The organism is Sphingomonas daechungensis (assembly GCF_039543105.1).
Taxonomy (GTDB): domain Bacteria; phylum Pseudomonadota; class Alphaproteobacteria; order Sphingomonadales; family Sphingomonadaceae; genus Sphingomicrobium; species Sphingomicrobium daechungense.
The window spans coordinates 2,608,571-2,628,573 of record NZ_BAABJC010000001.1 but is presented as its reverse complement, the minus strand read 5'-3'; the positions used below and the strand labels follow the sequence as shown (position 1 = coordinate 2,628,573).

The 20,003-nt window shown below is 62.3% G+C and carries 12 protein-coding genes; 6 read left to right on the top strand and 6 right to left on the bottom strand.

Translation table 11 applies throughout. The annotated features are described in order from the left end of the window. Nucleotides 1–80: 80 nt before the first annotated feature. The 4 genes from ABD928_RS13600 to ABD928_RS13585 all read left to right on the top strand — a co-directional run bounded on the left by ABD928_RS13600 (nucleotide 81) and on the right by ABD928_RS13585 (nucleotide 6,208). Nucleotides 81–1,163, top strand: a complete 1,083-nt coding sequence (locus ABD928_RS13600) for a LacI family DNA-binding transcriptional regulator (protein WP_345169665.1) — start codon at nucleotides 81–83, stop codon at nucleotides 1,161–1,163. Between the two features lie 93 nt (nucleotides 1,164–1,256). After that, nucleotides 1,257–2,693: a sugar porter family MFS transporter gene (locus ABD928_RS13595; RefSeq protein ID WP_187714839.1), complete on the top strand. Its 1,437-nt coding sequence runs from the start codon at nucleotides 1,257–1,259 to the stop codon at nucleotides 2,691–2,693. Nucleotides 2,694–2,746: 53 nt separating this feature from the next. After that, the gene (locus ABD928_RS13590) at nucleotides 2,747–4,525 is read left to right on the top strand and encodes an IlvD/Edd family dehydratase (protein ID WP_345169662.1); all 1,779 of its coding nucleotides are present in this window, start codon (nucleotides 2,747–2,749) and stop codon (nucleotides 4,523–4,525) included. Between the two features lie 9 nt (nucleotides 4,526–4,534). Next, on the top strand, nucleotides 4,535–6,208 hold the full coding sequence (locus ABD928_RS13585; RefSeq protein WP_345169660.1) for an MFS transporter: 1,674 nt from the start codon (nucleotides 4,535–4,537) through the stop codon (nucleotides 6,206–6,208). Here the strand turns inward: ABD928_RS13585 and ABD928_RS13580 are convergent. From ABD928_RS13580 to ABD928_RS13560, 5 genes are all read right to left on the bottom strand, one after another. Further along, entirely contained in the window at nucleotides 6,205–8,127 is a 1,923-nt protein-coding gene (locus tag ABD928_RS13580; protein ID WP_345169657.1) for a sialate O-acetylesterase, read from the bottom strand. The genes ABD928_RS13585 and ABD928_RS13580 overlap by 4 nt on opposite strands. 20 nt (nucleotides 8,128–8,147) lie before the next feature. After that, entirely contained in the window at nucleotides 8,148–8,849 is a 702-nt protein-coding gene (locus ABD928_RS13575) for an SDR family NAD(P)-dependent oxidoreductase (protein ID WP_345169653.1), read from the bottom strand. A 62-nt stretch (nucleotides 8,850–8,911) separates the two neighbouring features. Next, nucleotides 8,912–10,348: an aldehyde dehydrogenase family protein gene (locus tag ABD928_RS13570; RefSeq protein WP_345169651.1), complete on the bottom strand. Its 1,437-nt coding sequence runs from the start codon at nucleotides 10,346–10,348 to the stop codon at nucleotides 8,912–8,914. Continuing rightward, nucleotides 10,345–11,460, bottom strand: coding sequence for a fumarylacetoacetate hydrolase family protein (locus ABD928_RS13565; protein WP_187714842.1), 1,116 nt, complete (start codon nucleotides 11,458–11,460; stop codon nucleotides 10,345–10,347). Before ABD928_RS13565 ends, ABD928_RS13570 begins: the two co-directional genes overlap by 4 nt. A gap of 105 nt (nucleotides 11,461–11,565) precedes the next feature. Beyond that, nucleotides 11,566–14,028, bottom strand: coding sequence for a glycoside hydrolase family 3 protein (locus ABD928_RS13560; RefSeq protein WP_345169648.1), 2,463 nt, complete (start codon nucleotides 14,026–14,028; stop codon nucleotides 11,566–11,568). Nucleotides 14,029–14,165: 137 nt separating this feature from the next. Here ABD928_RS13560 and ABD928_RS13555 point away from each other — a divergent pair, with 137 nt between their 5' ends. Beyond that, nucleotides 14,166–15,767, top strand: a complete 1,602-nt coding sequence (locus ABD928_RS13555; RefSeq protein ID WP_187714843.1) for a DUF5597 domain-containing protein — start codon at nucleotides 14,166–14,168, stop codon at nucleotides 15,765–15,767. An 11-nt stretch (nucleotides 15,768–15,778) separates the two neighbouring features. After that, nucleotides 15,779–18,673, top strand: coding sequence for a glycoside hydrolase family 31 protein (locus ABD928_RS13550; protein ID WP_345169645.1), 2,895 nt, complete (start codon nucleotides 15,779–15,781; stop codon nucleotides 18,671–18,673). Here ABD928_RS13550 and ABD928_RS13545 read toward each other — a convergent pair. After that, nucleotides 18,662–19,984, bottom strand: a complete 1,323-nt coding sequence (locus tag ABD928_RS13545) for a glycoside hydrolase 5 family protein (RefSeq protein ID WP_187714844.1) — start codon at nucleotides 19,982–19,984, stop codon at nucleotides 18,662–18,664. The two genes, ABD928_RS13550 and ABD928_RS13545, sit on opposite strands and share 12 nt — an antisense overlap. Between the last annotated feature and the right edge of the window lie 19 nt (nucleotides 19,985–20,003).

The window sequence follows — 20,003 nt, the reverse complement described above, 5'->3', positions numbered from 1 at the left end:
TCAGCCAAATATGATAGCGCTACCATACGGACGAGCGTCGCCGTTGCAATGGGGCGATTGCGCACCTAAGCCGTTTGCCAATGGCTTCTGTGAACAAGCCCAGCAGGCGAAGCCGGGGGACCGTCACGATCGAGGATGTTGCGCGGGCGGCCGGCGTCTCCGCGATGACGGTGTCACGCGTCATCAACAAGGAGAAGAACGTCCGCGACAAAACTCGCGCCCGCGTTCTGAAGGCCGTCAGCGAGCTCCGCTATTCGCCGAACATGGCCGCTCGGAGCCTCGCTGCTGGCGAGGCGACTCACGTCGGTCTGCTCTATTCAAACCCGAGCGCCGCGTATCTTAGCCAATTCCTTGTCGGCGCGCTCGACGAAGCGCGCAAGACCGGCACCCACCTGGTCATCGAAGCCTGCGAAGACGAGGACGAGTCAGCGCACACCCAGGCCGCAACACACATCGCAGCGGCTGACGTTGAAGGCGTCATCCTCCCGCCGCCGCTGTCGGAGTCCGTGCCCATTCTGACCGAGCTCGCGAAGTCGGAAACGCCGGTGGTCACTGTCGCAATGGGCAAGCTTTACGCCAACGCGCTTAACGTTCGCATCGACGACTTCGGCGCGGCTGCCGAGATCACGAATTACCTCATCAATCTCGGCCATCGCCGCATTGCCTTGATCAAGGGGCATCCCCAGCACATTGCCGGCACCGAGCGTGAGCGCGGCTTTCGCGCGGCTGTCCAGGCCGCGGGACTCGACCCCGCCGATGTGCAGGTCGAGCAGGGATATTTTACGTTCCGCTCCGGGTTGGAAGCGGCAGAGAAACTGCTCGACAGCCCCAATCGGCCCACCGCCATTTTCGCAAGCAACGATGACATGGCAGCGGCCGTTGTCAGCGTCGCTCACCGGCGCGGGCTCGACGTTCCCGGCGATCTCAGCGTGGTCGGATTTGACGACACTTCGCCCGCGACGACAGTCTGGCCCGAGCTGACCACCATCCGTCAGCCGGTTGCCGCAATGGCCGCCGCAGCGATGGATCTCTTGCTCGCGGATTTGCGGAGCCGGCGTCACGGCTTGCCGCCGGTTCCAGCTGAGCGCGTGCTCGAGCACGAACTGATTGTCCGCGAATCTTCCGGCCCGCCGCCTGAGCTTGGAGGTCGGGGAAACAGTTAGATGGTGCCCCTTGCAATTCGTCAGGGGCACGCGACAAGTTAGCGCTAACAATCAGTGGCGGGTCAACCGATTCGCGCCATGCGGGGAGAGAGTATGGTTGAGGCAAGTCCACAGCGTGCCAACATGGGGTACATTGGCGCAATCGTCGCGGTCGCGACGATTGGCGGTTTCCTGTTCGGATATGACAGCGGTGCCGTGAACGGTACCCAGCCCGGCCTGACCGCAGCATTCAACCTTGTTCCGGGCAGCTTCTCGCCCAGCAACGGGCTCGGCTTCACGGTGGCGTCGCTCCTTATCGGCTGCTTCATCGGCGCGTTTTTCGCCGGTCGGCTCGCTGACATCTTCGGTCGCCGCAACGTCATGCGCCTGACCGCCCTGCTCTTCCTGATCGGGGCCATTGTGCAGGGCCTCTCCCACGACCACCTGTTATTCGTGCTCGCGCGGATTCTGGGCGGCATGGCCGTGGGCGCCGCGAGCGTTCTTTCGCCCGCTTATATCTCGGAAGTCGCCCCTGCGAGCATTCGCGGGCGTATGACGACCGTCCAGCAAATCATGATCATCACCGGTCTGACGGCCGCGTTCCTGGTCAATTATTTCCTGGCCGCCACCGCCGGTGTTTCAACCGCCAGTTTCTGGTTGGGCCTGGAAGCGTGGCGCTGGATGTATCTGATGCAGGCCATTCCGGCCGCGATCTTCCTTGTCGCTTTGTACTTCATTCCGGAAAGTCCGCGCTATCTCGTCTCGAAGGGACGAGACGAAAGCGCAACGACAGTTCTCACCAAACTGTTCGGAAGCGATATCGCCAGTACCAAGCTGGAAGAAATCCGGGCGACCTTCAGCAGCGATCACCGTCCGCGGCTCAGCGACGTTCTTGCGCCCGAGGGCTCGCACGGATTCATGGGTGTTCGACCAATCGTCTGGGTCGGGATCATGCTCGCTGTGTTTCAGCAGCTCGTCGGCATCAACGTCATCTTTTATTACGGGGCGACGCTCTGGCAGCTCGCCGGCTTCACCGAGAATGATGCGCTTCTGATCAACATCGTCTCGGGCGCCGTTTCGATCGCCGCCTGCTTCATCACCATCGCGGTGATCGACAAGATCGGGCGCAAGCCGCTGCTGCTGATCGGCTCTGCCGGCATGGCCGTGACGCTGTTCGTCATGGTCTACGCCTTTAGTCACGGGTCGCTCGATCCCGAAGGCAATTTGGTGCTGTCGAAGGACCTCGGCATGATCGCAGTGGTCGCTGCGAACCTGTACGTGATCTTCTTCAACGTTTCCTGGGGCCCGGTGATGTGGGTCATGCTCGGGGAGATGTTCCCGAACCAGATTCGCGGGTCCGCCCTTGCGGTTGCGGGCTTTTGCCAATGGTTCGCGAACTTCCTCATCTCGTTCAGCTTCCCGGCCATGGCCGCCTGGAGCCTGACCGGCAGTTACGTTTTCTATGGCGTCTGCGCGGTCATCAGCTTCTTCCTCGTGCAAAAGTTCGTGCATGAGACGAAGGGCAAAGAGCTCGAGGAAATGCAGGGCTAACAGCGTCTCGGGCGCGGTTCTTCAGACCGCGCCCTGCGCTTCCGGAGTTTGGGATGACGCGAACGCCTGTCCGTCCGTTCCGATCGCGCGAGTGGTTCGACGCGCCGGGACGGAGCGACATGACTGCGCTCTATCTGGAGCGCTACATGAACTACGGCCTTACGCCGGACGAGCTCAGGAGCGGGAAGCCGGTCATCGGCATCTCGCAATCGGGGTCGGACCTGGTGCCATGCAACCGCATCCACCTGCAACTGGTGGAACGCGTGAAGGCCGGCATTCGCGATGCTGGCGGAATTCCAATGGAATTTCCCATGCACCCGATCTTCGAAAACTGCCGGCGGCCGACCGCCGCGCTGGACCGCAATCTCGCTTACCTCGGGCTTGTCGAGACGCTGAACGGCTACCCAATCGATGCCGTGGTGCTCACGACCGGATGCGACAAGACGACGCCGGCGAGCATCATGGCGGCCTGCACGGTCGACATTCCGGCAATCACCTTGTCCGGCGGCCCGATGCTCGATGGCTGGCATGAGGGCGAGCTGGTGGGATCCGGCACGGTTATCTGGCGCTCGCGGCGGTTGCTCGCCGCAGGCAAGATCGACGAGGCGGAGTTCCTTCGCCGCGCGGCCGACTCCGCGCCTTCGCCGGGGCATTGCAACACGATGGGCACGGCCTCGACGATGAATGCCGTGTCGGAAGCGCTGGGCCTGTCCCTCCCCGGCAATGCAGCGATCCCGGCGCCGTATCGGGAACGCGGCCAGATCGCCTACGAGACCGGCCGTCGCATCGTCGAAATGGCGTATGAGGATCTGCGCCCATCGAAGATTCTGACGCGGCAATCATTCCTCAATGCGATCCGGCTCGTCAGCGCGCTTGGCGGGTCAACGAACGCCCAGCCGCACATTGTCGCAATGGCGCGTCATGCGGGTGTGGAACTCTGGCCGACCGACTGGATGGAGTTCGGCTACGACATCCCCTTGCTCGCGAACGTGCAGCCTGCCGGTCAATACCTCAGCGAGCGTTTCCATCGCGCTGGCGGAGTTCCTGCGGTGATGTGGGAGCTGCTGCAGGCCGGCAAGCTCGATGCGGACGCCCTTACTGTTACCGGACGCTCGCAAGCCGACAACCTCAATGGTCGCGAGGCCACGGACCGCGACGTGATCCGTCCTTATGCCCAGCCCCTCAAGGAGCACGCCGGCTTCCTGGTGCTGCACGGGAACTTGTTCGACTTCGCGATCATGAAGACGAGCGTGATCTCGGAGGAATTCCGGAATCGATACCTCAGTCGCCCGGGACATGAGAACGTGTTCGAGGCGCGCGCAGTCGTCTTCGATGGCTCCGACGATTATCACCATCGGATCAACGATCCTTCGCTGGGCATCGACGAGAACTGTATCCTCGTCATTCGTGGCTCGGGCCCGATCGGCTGGCCGGGATCGGCCGAAGTCGTGAACATGCAGCCGCCTGATGCGCTGCTTCAGCGTGGTATCACCAGCCTGCCGACGCTGGGTGACGGGCGGCAGTCCGGCACGTCGGACAGTCCCTCGATCCTCAATGCCTCGCCCGAGAGCGCTGCAGGCGGCGGGCTGTCATGGCTGCGGACGGGCGACACGATCCGGATCGACCTCAAGAACGGGCGCTGCGACGCGCTCGTCGACGACGTCGAGATTGCGCGGCGCAAGACGGATTCGCCCCCGCCAATCCCGGAGAGCAATACGCCCTGGGAAGAGTTGTATCGCGAAAAGACCGGCCAGATGGGCGAAGGTGCGGTACTCGAGTTCGCGGTCAAGTACCGGGGCACATCGAACCGCACTCCGCGTCACAATCACTGAGGGGGAACAATGGCAACCGAAGCAGAGGCCGCCACCAATGACGATGCTTCGGTCACCAGCCAAAATTCGAAACTGGTCATTGCAGCCTCGTCGCTAGGCACGATCTTCGAGTGGTACGACTTCTACCTGTACGGCCTCCTTGCGACGATTCTCACCGCGCAATTCTTCTCCGGCGTCAACGAGACGACCGGCTTCATCCTCGCCCTCGCGGCATTCGCTGCCGGCTTCTTCGTAAGGCCGTTTGGAGCGCTCGTTTTCGGGCGGATCGGCGATCTCGTCGGGCGCAAGAACACGTTCCTCGTCACCATGGGGATCATGGGGTTCTCCACGTTCGCCGTCGGACTGCTGCCGAGCTATGCTACCGCGGGGATCCTGGCCCCCACCCTGCTCGTCCTGCTGCGCCTGCTCCAGGGACTTGCTCTCGGCGGACAATATGGCGGCGCGGCCATCTATGTCGCCGAGCATGCGCCGGAGGGGAAGCGCGGATTCTTCACGAGCTGGATCCAGACGACCGCTACGCTGGGACTCTTCGCGACGCTGCTGATCGTGATCGGCACGCGTTCGCTGATTGGTGAAGAGGCGTTCGCGTCGTGGGGATGGCGGATCCCATTCCTGCTTTCGATCCTGCTGCTTGGCGTATCGCTGTGGATCCGGCTGCAGCTCAACGAGAGTCCGGTCTACCAGCGCATGAAGGCTGAAGGCGCGACGTCGAAGGCGCCGCTGACCGAAGCCTTCGGGCGCTGGTCCAATCTCCGCCTGGTCTTGATCGCACTGTTCGGCGCCGTCGCCGGTCAGGCTGTGGTCTGGTACACCGGCCAGTTCTACGCGCTGTTCTTTCTGGAGAAGACGCTGAAGCTCGACGGCGCGAGCACCAACATCATGATCGCGGCTGCGCTTGCGCTCGGAACGCCGTTCTTCGTGTTCTTCGGCTGGCTGTCCGACCGCATCGGGCGCAAGCCGATCATCCTCACCGGCTGCCTGTTGGCGGCGCTGACCTATTTCCCGCTGTTCCATGCGCTGGCCGGCGCGGTAAATCCGGCGCTGGCGGCAGCGCAGTCCCGTTCGCCGGTCACCATCGTTGCCGATCCCGCGGATTGCTCGGTCCAGTTCGACCCGGTGGGCAAGAACAAGTTCGACCGGCGCTCGTGCGATATCGTGAAGGCCTTCGTGGCCAAGGCCGGGGTGAGCTACGAAAATCAATCCGCTTTGCCGGGGTCTCCAGCGCAGCTCGTAATCGGCGAAAAGATTCTGTTCGCGCCGGATGCGCCAACCTTGGGGGGCGACGATAAGGCAGGTGCAATCAAGGCATTTCAGGCCTCCGCAGGCGAGGCCCTGAAAGCGGCGGGCTACCCGAGCAAGGCCGACCCCGCGCAGGTGAACCACGGCCTTGCAATCCTGCTTCTGTTCGTCCTCGTGCTCTACGTCACGATGGTCTACGGACCCATTGCCGCGTTGCTGGTCGAGCTGTTCCCTGCGCGAATCCGCTACACATCGATGTCCCTGCCTTACCACATCGGCAACGGCTGGTTTGGAGGCTTCCTTCCGACCATTGCATTCGCGATCGTGGCCGCCGGCGGAAACATCTATTCAGGGCTGTGGTACCCGGTCGGGGTGGCGCTACTCACGGTGGTCGTCGGGCTGTTGCTTCTGCCCGAGACGCGGGGCCGCGCCGTTGCCGATTAGTTGACCGGAACCTCGAACGGTCCCGGCGGGAGCTGCGCCTCATCGTACAGATTGGTGACCGGCGTATCGGCCCACGCGTAGCGAACCCGCGTCACCGGCTTGCCATCATCGACAAGGCGTACATTGGCTCCTGAAGCAACTGCATCGGCATAACGACAACTCTTTTGGGTCGTCCCGCAGAGTTCAAACGCCAGTGCGCGCGTGCCACTCCACGTCTGCAACGCACCGGTGACACCCTTGAACTCGACCTCGATGCCATTGGCCGTTCGTCGCGCACCGACGACTTCGGGTCCGACCGGCGTCGATGATCCATAAGCGCGCGCTTCGGCCGCGCGAGCGAGCCTGCTACCGAGTTCGATCTTGTTCGCGGGGTGAATGTCGAGGCGCTCGCCGAGATCCATGGCGATGACAAGTGCCGCATTCGCATCGCGACCGACGCCTAGTCTTTGCTGGTCGCGCAGGTCCGCCCACCCACTGACAACCGGCTTCGACGCCGAGGGCCCGAAGTTGGCGAGGCTGACAATCAGGAACGGAAGCTCCGGCTGCCGGAATTGCGCGCGCCAACCTCGCATCATGGCTCCCAGTGGGTCGGCATAACTGCCCGGCCGGCCGACGTCCGCCTCGCCTTGATACCAGGCCACTCCGGTCAGGCCGTAATCGCGAAGAGGCGCGATCATGCCGTTGTAGATCGCCGTCAGTCCCTGGGCCGAATCCCAGGGCGCTTGAGGAGCGCCACTCGGGGCCTGAGCAACAACCGAGTATTGCCAGCCCTCGCCCAGCGGCTTGACCGTGCCGTCCGCTAGAGTGAGCTTCACCTGGTCGGCAGGCCCACTCAGGCCGCCCGCTCCAGAGCCATCGGAGACGTTGACGAGAACTTCGTTATTGCCAGCGCGAAGGACTCCGGCAGGGATCCGGTAGTTGCGCGGAGCCTCCCAGGTATAGCTGCCGCCGACAGCGACCCCGTTCACGAATGTCTCGTCGAGCTCATCAATCACGGACAAGGAAATCGTGGCTTCTTTCGCGGCCTCGGCGGGCGTGAGGGTGAAGCGCTTTCGCATCCACACCATGCCGTTGAAGTCGGCAAACTTTCGATCGCCCCACTGTTCCCAATACGTAATCCGCGGGACCGCCGCCCAGTTCAGTCTGTCGCTGGCATTCCACGGCTCCTGCCCCGGCTTGTTGCCGGTCTTGGTTCGCCACCACGCAGCCCAATTCTCTCCGAAAGCCTTGTTTGCGGCAGTCGGATCTCTGCGGAAGAGCTTCAGCTGGTCATAGTCATCACCCCCGGTCGCTGCAGCGCCGGTTTCATCCAGCCATGAACGGATCGGGGTTCCACCCCAACTCGCATTGATTGCGCCGATGGGCACCTTTTGCGACCGCCGGAGATCGCGAACCATGTAGTAACAGGCGGCGGAGAAATCGCCGACCGTTTGCGGTGTGATTGCTTGCCACTTGATCGGCGCCTCGATCGTCGCTTTCACCGCCGAACCGGAAACATGCGGGATGGTGACGACCCGCAGTTCGGGATCGTTCGCCGACTGAGTCTGGTTCCAGCTGTCGAGGCCACGGCTGACCGGCAGCTCCATGTTCGATTGACCGGAACAGAGCCAGACGTCACCGACAAGGATATCGCCTGCCGTCACACGCCCGGAAGCGCTCGAAGCGCTCAACTCAAAGGGACCGCCTGCCTTCATGGGCGGAAGTTCGACGCGCCAATTGCCCTTGGCATCGGCGGTTGCCGAACGAGCGACAGCGGCGATCGAAACACTGAGCCTTTCTCCGGGCGCCGCCATTCCCCAGACGGCGATCGGGCGGTTCCTTTGAAGCACGGCGTGGTCTGAGAAGAGGCTGTTGAATTGCGGCGCGGCGTTGGCAACCGAACAGGTGCTCGCCAGGAGCACGAACGCTAGTCGACGCATATTCCTCCCCTGACGCGGTCTCACCGCCAGCCGGCATCCACCCAATAATTATGACCAGTGGTGAACCTGGCATCGTCGGAAGCCAGGAACAGGACCATTGCCGCAATATCCTCCGGAACCATCCTGCCCTTCAGGCTCTGCGCGGCGACGATCTCCGCCTCACCTTCCGGCGTGTACCATTTGAGCTGACGCGGCGTCCGGACGTTTCCGGGAACAACACAATTGACGCGGATATTATGCGTGCCGAGGTCGCGGGCCAGCGCTCGGGTCAGACCTTCGATCGCGGCCTTGCATGTCTGGTACAAAACCAGGTCTGGAAGACCGAGGTGCCAACTGATCGAACCGAGGTTGACGATCACGCCACCGCCCTTGGCCCGCATGCCTGGAACCACGGCCTGCGAACAGAAGAACAAGTGCTTCAGGTTCACGTTGACTCGATTGTCCCAATATTCCTCGGTCACATCATCGATCGAATGCCGGTCGTCGTTCGCAGCATTGTTGACCAGGACGTCAAACGGGCCACCCTCCTTCTCGAGTCTCGCGATCGCCTGCTTCGTATCAGCGATATTTGTGAGGTCGTTGACGACGAACCTTGCGCCACATGCATCGGCAACGGCGCGCGACTCGCTCTCGCATACGTCGAAGAAGACAACGTCGGAGTCTTGCTTCGCAAAGCCCTCGACAATCGCCGCACCGATGCCCGAGCCCCCGCCCGTAACCAATACCCGCCTGCCGCGGAGGCTTGAGTATGCCGCGCGGCCCGTTTGTTGCTCAGCCAATGAATTCAGCCCCCCACGTATACGGTCTTAGTTTGCGTGTAGAATTCGACCGCGGCGAAGCCCTGCTCGCGGGCGCCGTAACTCGACTTGCGAGTACCCCCGAACGGAACGTGATAATCGACACCGGCCGTTGGCAAGTTGACCATCACCATTCCCGCTTTCACTTTCCAACGGAAATCGCGGGCATGCTTCAGCGAATTGGTGACGATGCCGGCTGAAAGCCCGAACTGGCCGCGATTGGCGATTTCCAGCGCCTCGTCGTAATCCTTGACCCGCACGGTGCTTGCGACCGGTCCGAAAACTTCTTCGCAATTGATCCGCTGATCGGGAGCCGTGTCGGAAATGACGGTCGGCGCCATGTAGTAACCCCGCTTGTCGAGCTTCAACGCCTCGCCGCCGGTCAGCACCTTGCCGCCTTCGCCCTTCGCGATCTCGACGTAGTTGAGGTTTTGTTCCAGCTGGCCTTGGCTGACCGCCGGCCCGATCTGTGAAGTCGGATCGAGCGCATCGCCGACCCTGAGAGAGCGAGCGCGTTCCGCAAGAGCCTCCACGAAACGATCGTGGATGCCCTCCGTGACAATGATGCGAGACGAAGCGGTGCAACGCTGCCCGGTGCCGAAGAAGGCGCCATCGATCGCACAGGTCACCGCCCGTTCGATGTCCGCGTCATCAAGAACGACGAGCGGGTTCTTGCCGCCCATTTCGAGCTGAACGCGCGCCTGCCGCTTGATGGCACCTTGTCCGACCAAGGCGCCAACGCCCTGCGAACCCGTGAAGGAAATGCCGTCGATCTCCGGATGGTCAACAATCGCGCTCCCGATCCCACCCTCGCCGATGACGAGGTTGAACACGCCCGGAGGCGCGCCAGCCTCGTGGATGATGGCTGCGAGCGCATGCGCAATCGCAGGCGTCGGAGTTGCGGGCTTCATCACGACCGTATTGCCGAACGCCAGTGCGGGCGCGGCCTTCCACGCTGGGATAGCGATTGGGAAATTCCACGGCGTGATCATGCCGAACACACCCACCGCTTCGCGATGAGTCGTGACATCGATGCCCGGGCGCGTCGACTCGAGCGCCTGGCCGTGACGCCGCAGGGCCTCGCCGGCGAAATACTTGAGGATGCGCGCGGCACGCATGACTTCCCCGGTGCCCTCGGGAAGCGTCTTGCCTTCTTCCCGCGACAGCAGTTCGCCGAGTTCCTTCGCGCGCTGCATCACGAGAGTGCCGGCGCGGTCGAGAACGTCCGAGCGGACTTCGGGCGAAGCTTCGGACCATGCCGGAAACGCCTCGCGAGCGGCCTTCGCGGCACGGTCGACATCGGCCGGCGTCGCCTTCGGATAGCGAGCGACGACATCATCGAGATTGGACGGGTTGATGCTCTCGCCGACGGCATCGCCGGCCTCGGCTTCGCCGCCGATGAAATGCGTCAGCGTGTCAGTCATTGAACTTCACTTTCCAGTAGCCCGCGCGAAGCGAGGTTTCGCATCAAGTCGCGCATTCCAAATTCCCAGGGTGGCGCGTCCTTCGAAGTCGTCACCCGATTGACCAGCGCGCCGATTGTCGGCGTCGAAATCCGGACGACATCGCCGATCTTGTGCGTGAATCCGCGGCCCGGTTCATCACGGTCGTCCGTGGGCGCAAACAATGTGCCCAGGAACAGGGCGAAGCCGTCGGGATAGTGGTGCTCGCTCATCGCCTGGCGAACCAATTCCTCCGGCGGCCTGCTGATCTCGCTCATCAGGCTACGCCCTTCGAGCGTGAAACCATCATCGCCTTCGATCGCCAGATCGATCACCGCAGTGCGGACATCCTCGATGGTGAAATGCTCGTCGAATAAGCGAATGAATGGTCCGATCGCGCAGGACGCATTGTTGTCCTTGGCTTTGCTGAGGAGCAACGCACTACGCCCCTCAAAGTCGCGCAGGTTGACGTCATTGCCCAAGGTCGCGCCGCGGATCTTTCCGTGACTGCTTACAGCGAGCACGACTTCCGGCTCGGGATTGTTCCAGCTCGAGTCCGATCGCACGCCAATCTCGGCGCCCCAACCTACGCTCGCGAGCGGAGCAGTCTTGGTGAAAATCTCCGCATCGGGACCGATTGCGACTTCGAGATACTGTGACCAGAGTCCGTTCTCGATCAATGTCGCTTTCAATCGGTCCGCGGCCTCGCTTCCCGGAACCAGCGAGCGAATTGCCCCGCCGATCGCCGCCTCGACTTTTTCCCGGATCGTCGCAGCTTCTCGATAATCGCCACGGGCGCGTTCCTCGATGACCCGCTCGATTGCGGAGATTGCGAACGTGACGCCCGCTGCCTTGATGACCTGCAAATCGAAAGGCGAAAGGAAGCGCTTCCATTCCAGCGAAAACAACGCGTCCAAATCGAACAGATGCTCGCCCTGGATCGACGCAATATCCCGCTCGAGAAGATCCGAAACTGTCGGCGCCTGGCGGGACACGTCCTCGACCCTGCCGTGTCGGATCAGAACCGGCGTCGGTCCCTCATCGAGCAGCAGCCGTCCCGCAAGAGTCGCGCGGGTGCAATCGCTTGGCAGCATCTCTGGCGAGAAGGCGGAAGTCACCTGAGATCGATCCCTGACACGGCGGCCCTGTTAGCGCTACCAATCATGCTCGCGCAAGGGCTTCTCCAAGTTGCCATCGTTCTAGAAGGCGCAGCGGTCTTGAGGAACGTTTGCGCTGGCGATGCGAACGTCCGACACGGCAATCGTCAGTTGTCCGGATGTGCTCATCACCAGAGGCGTGCTCACCTTCGCCATGTCCGCGCCCGCCTTGGCGAAGCAGCGAAGCGGAATGGTGAGCGTCTGCCACGAGTCTTTCGCAGAGGACCGCAGAGTATCGGTAACCGGCACGGAGACGCCCTCCATCCCGACCGTGACGACGGAGGATGGCGCCGAGCGCACGCTATACTCCACCTGCAGGCTGAGTTCTGCATTGGTCTCCCGCGCAATGTCCAGTGGCTGGTTCGTGGTCAGGCGCACCGACTGCATCGCTCCACCGTTGAAGGTGAACAGACGCGTATCCTCCTGACCGCGGCGATCGATCGCGCGAGCGTTCACGCCGGGCGACGTGGCGAACGACCAGCCGGTCGGCAATGCGCCTCGAGCGAAATAGACGCCGTCGGCGCCCGCAGCACCCGCAGCCGGCTTTTCCTCGGAAAGCTTGGGAACGCTGACCTTGTCAGCGAAGGTCAAACCATAGCCGAAGGCGAACAGAGGATCGTAGTTCGCGTCCCCACGGTTGAGCGGGGTCTGGTCTGCTCGCCGCGGCCAGCTGAAGGAAAGCTTGCCGCGGAAGTCGTACCGCACGTTTCCTGCGCTATCCCGGAACAGCACGTCGCTGATGCCGCCCCCTTCGCTCCCCGGCAGGAATGCCGCAACGAACGCGTCGGATGAATTGAGTTCCGGGTTCACCCACATCGGACGTCCCGAAAGGAAGACCGAAACCGTCGGAATACCGGCCGCCTTCAGCTTGCGGAGCGTTTCAAGAGCACTCTTGTCGCTTGGGCTGAATTCGAGCGAGGGGCGGTCGCCGACCATTTCGGCGTAGGGATTCTCGCCGAACACCACGATCGCCACATCGGGCTTGCGCGAATAGCTTCCGTCGGTGCTGAGAGTGGCCGTCCCGCCGGCGGCTTTCACGGCATCCTCGATCCCGCTGAAAATGGACTGAGCATGCGGGAAGTCGGCCTTGGTCAGGTCCGTTCCTTGCCACGTGATCGTCCATCCACCGGACTGCTTGCCGATGTTGTCCGCGCCGTCACCCGCAACCAGGACGTTGGTCTTTGGAGACAGCGGAAGGAGCTGGCCCTCGTTCTTGAGCAGGACCAGGGATTCGCGCACCGCCTGCCGCGCAACGGCGCGATGTTCGGCCGAGCCGAGCAGGTCGAACCGGCCTGCATACGGGCGGGTCGAGGGAGCGCCCTTGTCGAATAGATGGGCACGCAACTTCACGCGCAGGATTCGACGAACCGCGTCATCGAGCCGAGTCATGGGGATCTCGCCCGATTTCACCTGTGCGAGCGTGCTGTCGTAAAGACCCTTCCAGCTGTCGGGCGCCATGAACATGTCCAGGCCCGCATTGACCGCCGCCGGACAGCTCGTCGTCGTGCAGGTCGGAACCTGCCCATGACCGTTCCAGTCGCCGACGACGAAACCGTCGAAGTGCATGTCGCCCTTCAGCCTGTTCGTCAGGAGCTCACGATTGCCGTGCATCTTCTGTCCGCGCACACTCGAATATGACGCCATGACCGTCTGCACGCCGGCTTCGACTGCGGGTGGATATCCGGCGCCGTGAATGTCCCTGATCTGCTGATCGGTGGAAGGATTGTCCCCCTGGTCCTTGCCATTCGCCGTGCCGCCGTCGCCGACGAAATGCTTGGCCGTCGCAATGACCTTGCCGGGCCCAAGGAACTCCGGTGTTCCGGCGACCCCCTGAAGACCTTCCACCATTTTGCCTGCATAGGAGCGGACGATTTCGGGATCCTCCGAGAACCCTTCGTAGGTCCGCCCCCACCGGTCGTCGCGAACGACAGCGAGCGTCGGGGAGAAATCCCAATCGATGCCGGTGATTGCCATTTCCTTGGCGGTGACCTCACCGATCTTCTTGATCAGTTCCGGGTTGCGCATTGCACCCAGGCCGATGTTTTGCGGGAAAATCGTCGCGCCGACGATGTTGGCATGGCCGTGGACCGCGTCGACGCCCCACATCACCGGGATCTTTTCACCCGCCCACGCGGCGGAATTGCCTGCGTTCCAGAAGGAATCGGACAGTTTCAGCCACTCGGCGGCCGGCGCTTTCTCGTTCCCACCTGGCGCGCTGTTTCCGCCGGCGAGGATCGAGCCGAACTTGTACTTGCGCATGTCTGCCGGCGTCACGCTGGAGATGTCGGGCTGGACGATCTGCGCGACTTTCTCCTCGACCGTCATTTTTGCGAGAATCTTGTCGATTCGCGCTTCCTGCGCGGGATTGAGAGCCACGCGGCTATGGACGTTGGGCCAAGCGTTCGGATTTGCCGATGCGTTGGGCTGCGCCGCCCCCGCAGTACTCGCAAGAAGCCCGACAATCGCGAGCGCACGCCAGCCCGCTCCCACGCGCAAATACCCCATCAATGTCTCTCCCCGCTTGCCTTGGTCCGGATGCCGGTGCATCCCGTTCCACGGCAATGATAGCGCTATCATTAGCAACCGTTGTTGCGGTTCGAAAGCAATGATTGCGCGGGCGCGGGGGGCGGGACTTGAAGGCAATGCTGCGTCAGTTCGCTGTGATGCTATTGCTGTGCTTCAGCACGCCTTCGTTTGCAGGGTCGCCGCTTCCCAAGATCGAGACGAGGGACGGCCGGCACGCCTTGTTTGTGGACGGCGCGCCGTTTCTCATCCTCGGCGCGCAGGTGAACAATTCGAGCAACTACGTGGCGGCCCTCCCGCAAGTCTGGCCAACGGTCCGGACGCTTCGGGCGAATGCCGTGGAAATGCCGGTCGCGTGGGAACAGATCGAACCGCAGGAAGGCCGGTTCGACTTCACGTTCGTCGACGAACTTCTGAAGCAAGCACGCGACAATGACGTCCGGCTGGTGTTGCTCTGGTTCGGCACCTGGAAGAACACCAATCCGCAATACACGCCCGAATGGGTGAAGTCCGACACGCGGCGCTTCCCAAGGGAGATCGCGCCGAACGGAAAGAGCTACTTCGTCATGTCGGCGCACGGGCGCGCGACACTCGAGGCCGACAAGAAGGCATTCGCAGCCCTGATGTCACATCTGCGCGGGGCCGATCCGCAGCACACCGTCATCATGGTGCAGGTGCAGAACGAGACAGGCAGCTACGACATCCCGCGCGATTTCTCCCCGACCGCGCAGCGCCTGTTCGCGCAACCGATCCCGGCGGAGCTGGCCCGCATGCTGCGCAGGAGCGGCACCTGGTCACAAGCCTTTGGCGCCACAGCGGATCAGGCCTTCAACGCCTGGCATGTTGCGCGTTACGTCGATGAGGTCGCCGCCGCGGGCAAAGCAGAGCTGAACCTGCCGATGTATGCGAATGCGTCGCTGTCCGATCCGTTCACGCTCGAAGGCGTGCTTCGGACCGCGAGCGGCGGGCCGAACTGGAACGTCATCGACATCTGGAAAGTCGCGGCGCCGAACATCGATATCCTGGCACCCGACATCTACTCCTCCGACTACGCCAAATATGCCGGCTGGATCGGTCACTATCGGCGACCGGACAATCCGTTGTTCATTCCAGAAACAGGGAATGACGTGCCGTTTGCCCGCTTTTTCTGGCTCGCGCTCGGCAATGGGGCGATCGGCTGGTCCCCGTTCGGTATGGACACGACCGGCTATTCGAATTTTCCGCTTGGCGCGAAACAGCTCGACGCGGAGACGCTCGACGCCTTCGCTTCCAAGTTTGCCTTGCTCGCGCCGATCTCCCGCGATTGGGCCAAGCTGGCGTTCGCTCACCCGACGGCCGGATTCGCCAAGCCGCAGGACGCGTCGGATCAGACTGCGGTTCTCGGCAAATGGAAGATCACCGCAATGTACGGCCGTTGGCAATTCGGCCAGCCCGAATGGAACGGCATGACCATGTCGCCGAAAAAGGAACTGCCGGTCGGCGGCGCAGCGATCATTCAGCTGGGCGATGACGAATTCCTGATTGCTGGGACCGACCTCCGGCTTGGCTTCTCGCTCGACAAGCCAGGCGGTGACCAGTCACAGTTCCTGAGCGTCGAAGAAGGAACCTACGACAAGGGCCGTTGGGTCATGGCCCGGCGCTGGAACGGCGATCAGGTCGACTACGGACTGAATCTTGCGAAGCCGACACTGTTGAAGGTTCGGCTTGGAACCTATCGCTGAAGAGGATGCGAATGCGACGTTCTGTCACCCAAATCACTGCAGGCTTCCTCATCTGCAGCAGCACCGCCGCTTTGGCGCAGACCTGGAAGCAGACCGCTGACGGCGTGATCGTCTCGCCCGCGAACGGTTCGGAAAAGGTGGTTCGTCTGCAAGTTTACGGCGACGGGATCATCCGCGTCACTTCGGCACCGACGGCGAACATTCCCGCTGCGGGCAGCCTCATGGTTGTAGCGCGTCCGCTTTCGAACGGCTTCACCGTCTCGGACGCACAAGGCCATGTTACGCTGACAACGCCGAAGGCTTCAGCGGACGTCGACCTCGCCACCGGAAACGTAAGCTTCCGAGATGCTTCCGGAAAAGCCGTACTAGTCGAAAGCGGACCACCGGCATTTGCCGACACGTCCGCGGAGGGACAGCCCTTCCTGTCCGTGACGCAGCAGTTCAATCGCGGAACGGACGAGGGTTTCTACGGCCTCGGCCAGCATCAGAACCGCCAGATGAACTACAACGGCGAGGACGTTGAGCTCGCCCAGCACAACATGGACGTGGCGATCCCGTTCGTCGTCTCCACCCGAAACTACGGTCTCCTGTGGGACAACAATTCCATCACGCGGTTTGGCAATCCGAAGCCCTATGCCTTTGTCGGACAAGAACTGAAGGTCACCGGTGAGGGCGGCCAGCCGGGCTTCACCGCACATTATTTCCTCGGCGACCGCGAGGTCGTGACCCGGCAGGAACCGGCGATCGATTACCAGTACATCGAAGATCAGTCGAAGTGGCCAGCCGAAGCAAAAGCGCAGACCACGGCCGCGACGTCTGGGCAAAACACCGCGGGCAATGCCGTCGGCAAGCAGCGCGTCGTCTGGACGGGCACGATCCATCCGACTGCCTCAGGGACGCACAAGTTTCGCCTGTACTCGTCGAGCTACGTGAAAGTCTTCGTCGACGGGAAAGAAGTTCTGCAGCGCTGGCGACAGAACTGGAACCCCTGGTACCATAATTACGACCTGCCGCTTGTCGCGGACAAGCCGGCCGATGTCCGCGTCGAGTGGGAACCGAATGCAGGCTACATCGCGCTCCTTCACAGCGACCCGTTGCCGGATGCCGACCGCCATTCGCTGACGCTTTCGTCGGAAGTCGGAAAAGCGCTCGACTATTACTTCATTGCCGGCGACAGCATGGACGGCGTCATCTCCGGCTACCGGACGCTGACCGGCAAGGCCCCGATCCTACCCAAATGGGCGTACGGTTTCTGGCAGAGCCGCCAGCGTTACAATACGCAGGACGAACTGCTCGGTGTCGTCCGCGAGTATCGCAAGCGCGGCCTTCCGCTCGACAACATCGTCCAGGATTGGTTCTACTGGCCCGAGGACAGCTGGGGATGCCACTGCTTCGATCCGAAGCGCTTCCCGAACCCGCAAGCGATGGTCGACGACGTGCACCGCGCGAACGCGAACATCATGATTTCTGTGTGGGCCAAGTTCTATCCGACGACCGATCACTACAAGGAATTGGATGCGGTCGATGGCATCTACCGCCGGATGGTCACACCGCCGGCAGATGCAACCCCGGACTTCATCAAGGCCAATTTCCGCGACTGGGTCGGCCCGGGCTACGCGAGCGCCTTTTACGACCCCTATAATCGCAAGGCGAAAGACATCTATTCGCGGCAGATGATCGATAGCCTCGGCGTGAAGAACTTTGACGCCTGGTGGCTCGATTCGGACGAGCCCGATTTCCATTCGAACCTGTCGATCGAGGAACGACAGCGGCGGATGGGTCCTACGGCAGTCGGCCCGGGAGCCGCTTTCTTCAACTCCTTCCCTCGCGTTCACGTTGACGGCGTCTATTCGAACCTCGTTCGCTTCAAGCCTGACGTGAGGCCGTTCATCCTGACGCGCTCCGCCTTCGGAGGGATCCAGCGCGACAGCGCCGCAGTCTGGTCCGGCGACGTCGCCTCGCGGTGGGACGATTTACGTGACCAGGTCTCGGCGGGCGTAAACTTCTCCATGTCCGGCGTTCCGAACTGGACCCACGACATTGGCGGCTTCGCGAACGAAGAGCGCTACACCAAGCAGGACCCTGCCCATCTGGCCGAGTGGCTCGAGCTCAACACCCGCTGGTTCCAGTTCGGCGCCTTCTCGCCGCTCTTCCGCAGTCACGGGGAACCGCCGTTCCGCGAAATCTACGAGCTCGCGCCAACGGGCACCCCGACGTACCGGTCAATGGAATGGTACGACCGGCTCCGTTACCGGTTGATGCCGTACATCTACACGCTCGCCGCCGACACGCACTTCAATGACGGCTCGATCATGCGTGGGCTTGTGATGGACTTCGGCGATGACCGGAAAGCGTGGGACGTCGACGACGAATATCTCTTCGGTCCAGCCTTCCTCGTTGCGCCCGTCACCGAGTTCAAAGTCAGGGAGCGCAAGGTCTATCTTCCTGCGAATACGAAGTGGTTCGACCTTTACTCGGGCCGTAGTTTCGAGGGCGGCCAGTCGGTCACGGCGTCAGCACCCTACGAGCGGATGCCAATTTTTGTCCGCGCTGGGTCGATCGTCCCTGTCGGACCGGCCATTCAGCACACGAAGGAAGGCCAGAACGGCGCCATATCTTTGCAGATCTATGCGGGAGCCGACGGCAGTTTCTCTCTCTACGAGGACGATGGGGTCAGCCACCAGTATCTTAACGGCGCTTTTTCTCGGATTCCGATCCGCTACGACGACGCCAGTGGAACGCTGACGATCGGCACTCGCGAAGGCGGCTACCCGGGGATGAGTGCCAATCGGACGATCCGCGTTCGGTTGATACAACCGGGTCGCGCCCGCGCGCTCGATCTCGACCAGGCCGACAAGACAGTCGCTTACGACGGCAGCAGCAAGATCGTCCGCCTACGCGACTAACGCAGAGGCATGACTGCGGACGAGCGCCTGGGTCGAGGCATCGCTGTCGAAGACGCTGTACCAGCCCTGCGGCTCGTGCGGCGGATCGCCCAGATAGGCCGTGTCGCCGCGGACAAAGAGATGGTCGGCATGTTGCGCGCGCCCCTCCCCGCCCCACGCCCAGAAGTTTGATCCGGCGATCGGACCGCCCTTCTTCATGCTTTCCGCTACGGCGCCGTAGATCAGACCGTAGAACCGGTCCTTGAACGTCGTCGCGGCCGCGGGATCGAAGCTTCCGCCGTCGCGAGGAAAACCGAATTCCTCGATGATCAGCGGTTTGCCCAGCCGTTTGGCAATGGCTGTTTGCGCGGCGATATACTCCAGCGTTTTCGCCTCTACCGTCGGCCAGGTTCCCGCGAGATCCTTCGGATCCGCCCAGCTCCAATTCTGCGGCCAGATGTGAGCCGTCACATAGTCCACTTCTGGAAATTCATGCGCGTGAACCACGCAGTCGTCCCGGCCGATGCACCCCTGGGTGCCTTCGCTTCCTGTCGAGACAAGATGGTTCGGGTCGATCGACTTTATCAGGCGAGCGGTCGCGCCGATCCACGCCAGATAGGCCGACATTTGCTTGAGAGCGACTGCATCGCTTCCACCAGGCCGTGGCTCATTCGCGAGCTGCCAGCTCATAATCGCCGGATCCTTGGCATAAGCCTTGCCCGTCACCGTGTTTGTCCGGCCAACCACGGCACGGACGTAGTCGTGGTAGAGATTGACCGCCGGTACGCTGGAATAGAATTGCGAGACCATGTCCGGAAATTCCGGCCACGGATGCGCCGCATCGTTCATGTTGATGTAGCGCCCACCGTTCGTCCAATAGAGGTAGGTCATCATCCCGCCCGACCACTCCCAGAAGTTTGTCAGGTAGATGACGGCCCGCATCCCTCGGCGTCCCAATTCGGCGAGCGCGAAATCCAACCCGCCGAGAAGTGTTTCGTCGTAATGATTCGACTGCGTTCGGAACGCCGGTGTGATCGAATTCTTCAGCGGCGAAAGTTCCGACGAACCGAGAATTCGCACGTTGCTGATCCCTAGCGCCTTCAGGCGATCAAGCTCGCGCTTCAGCCGGGCTCGATCGCCGAATGGCGCATCCGCGCCGAGATAAGCGGCGTACCACATGTTCGTTCCGGCAAACCGGTACGCGTCCGGTCCCACCCGAAGAATGGTCCCTTCCCTTCGGACGAACGGCGGCGCCGCGCCAAGGCTACGAGGTGCCGCCGCGCCGATGAGGAGCGAAAGGCCGGTGCTGAGGACTTCACGACGTTCCAACATCCGCGCAGCCTACGATGGA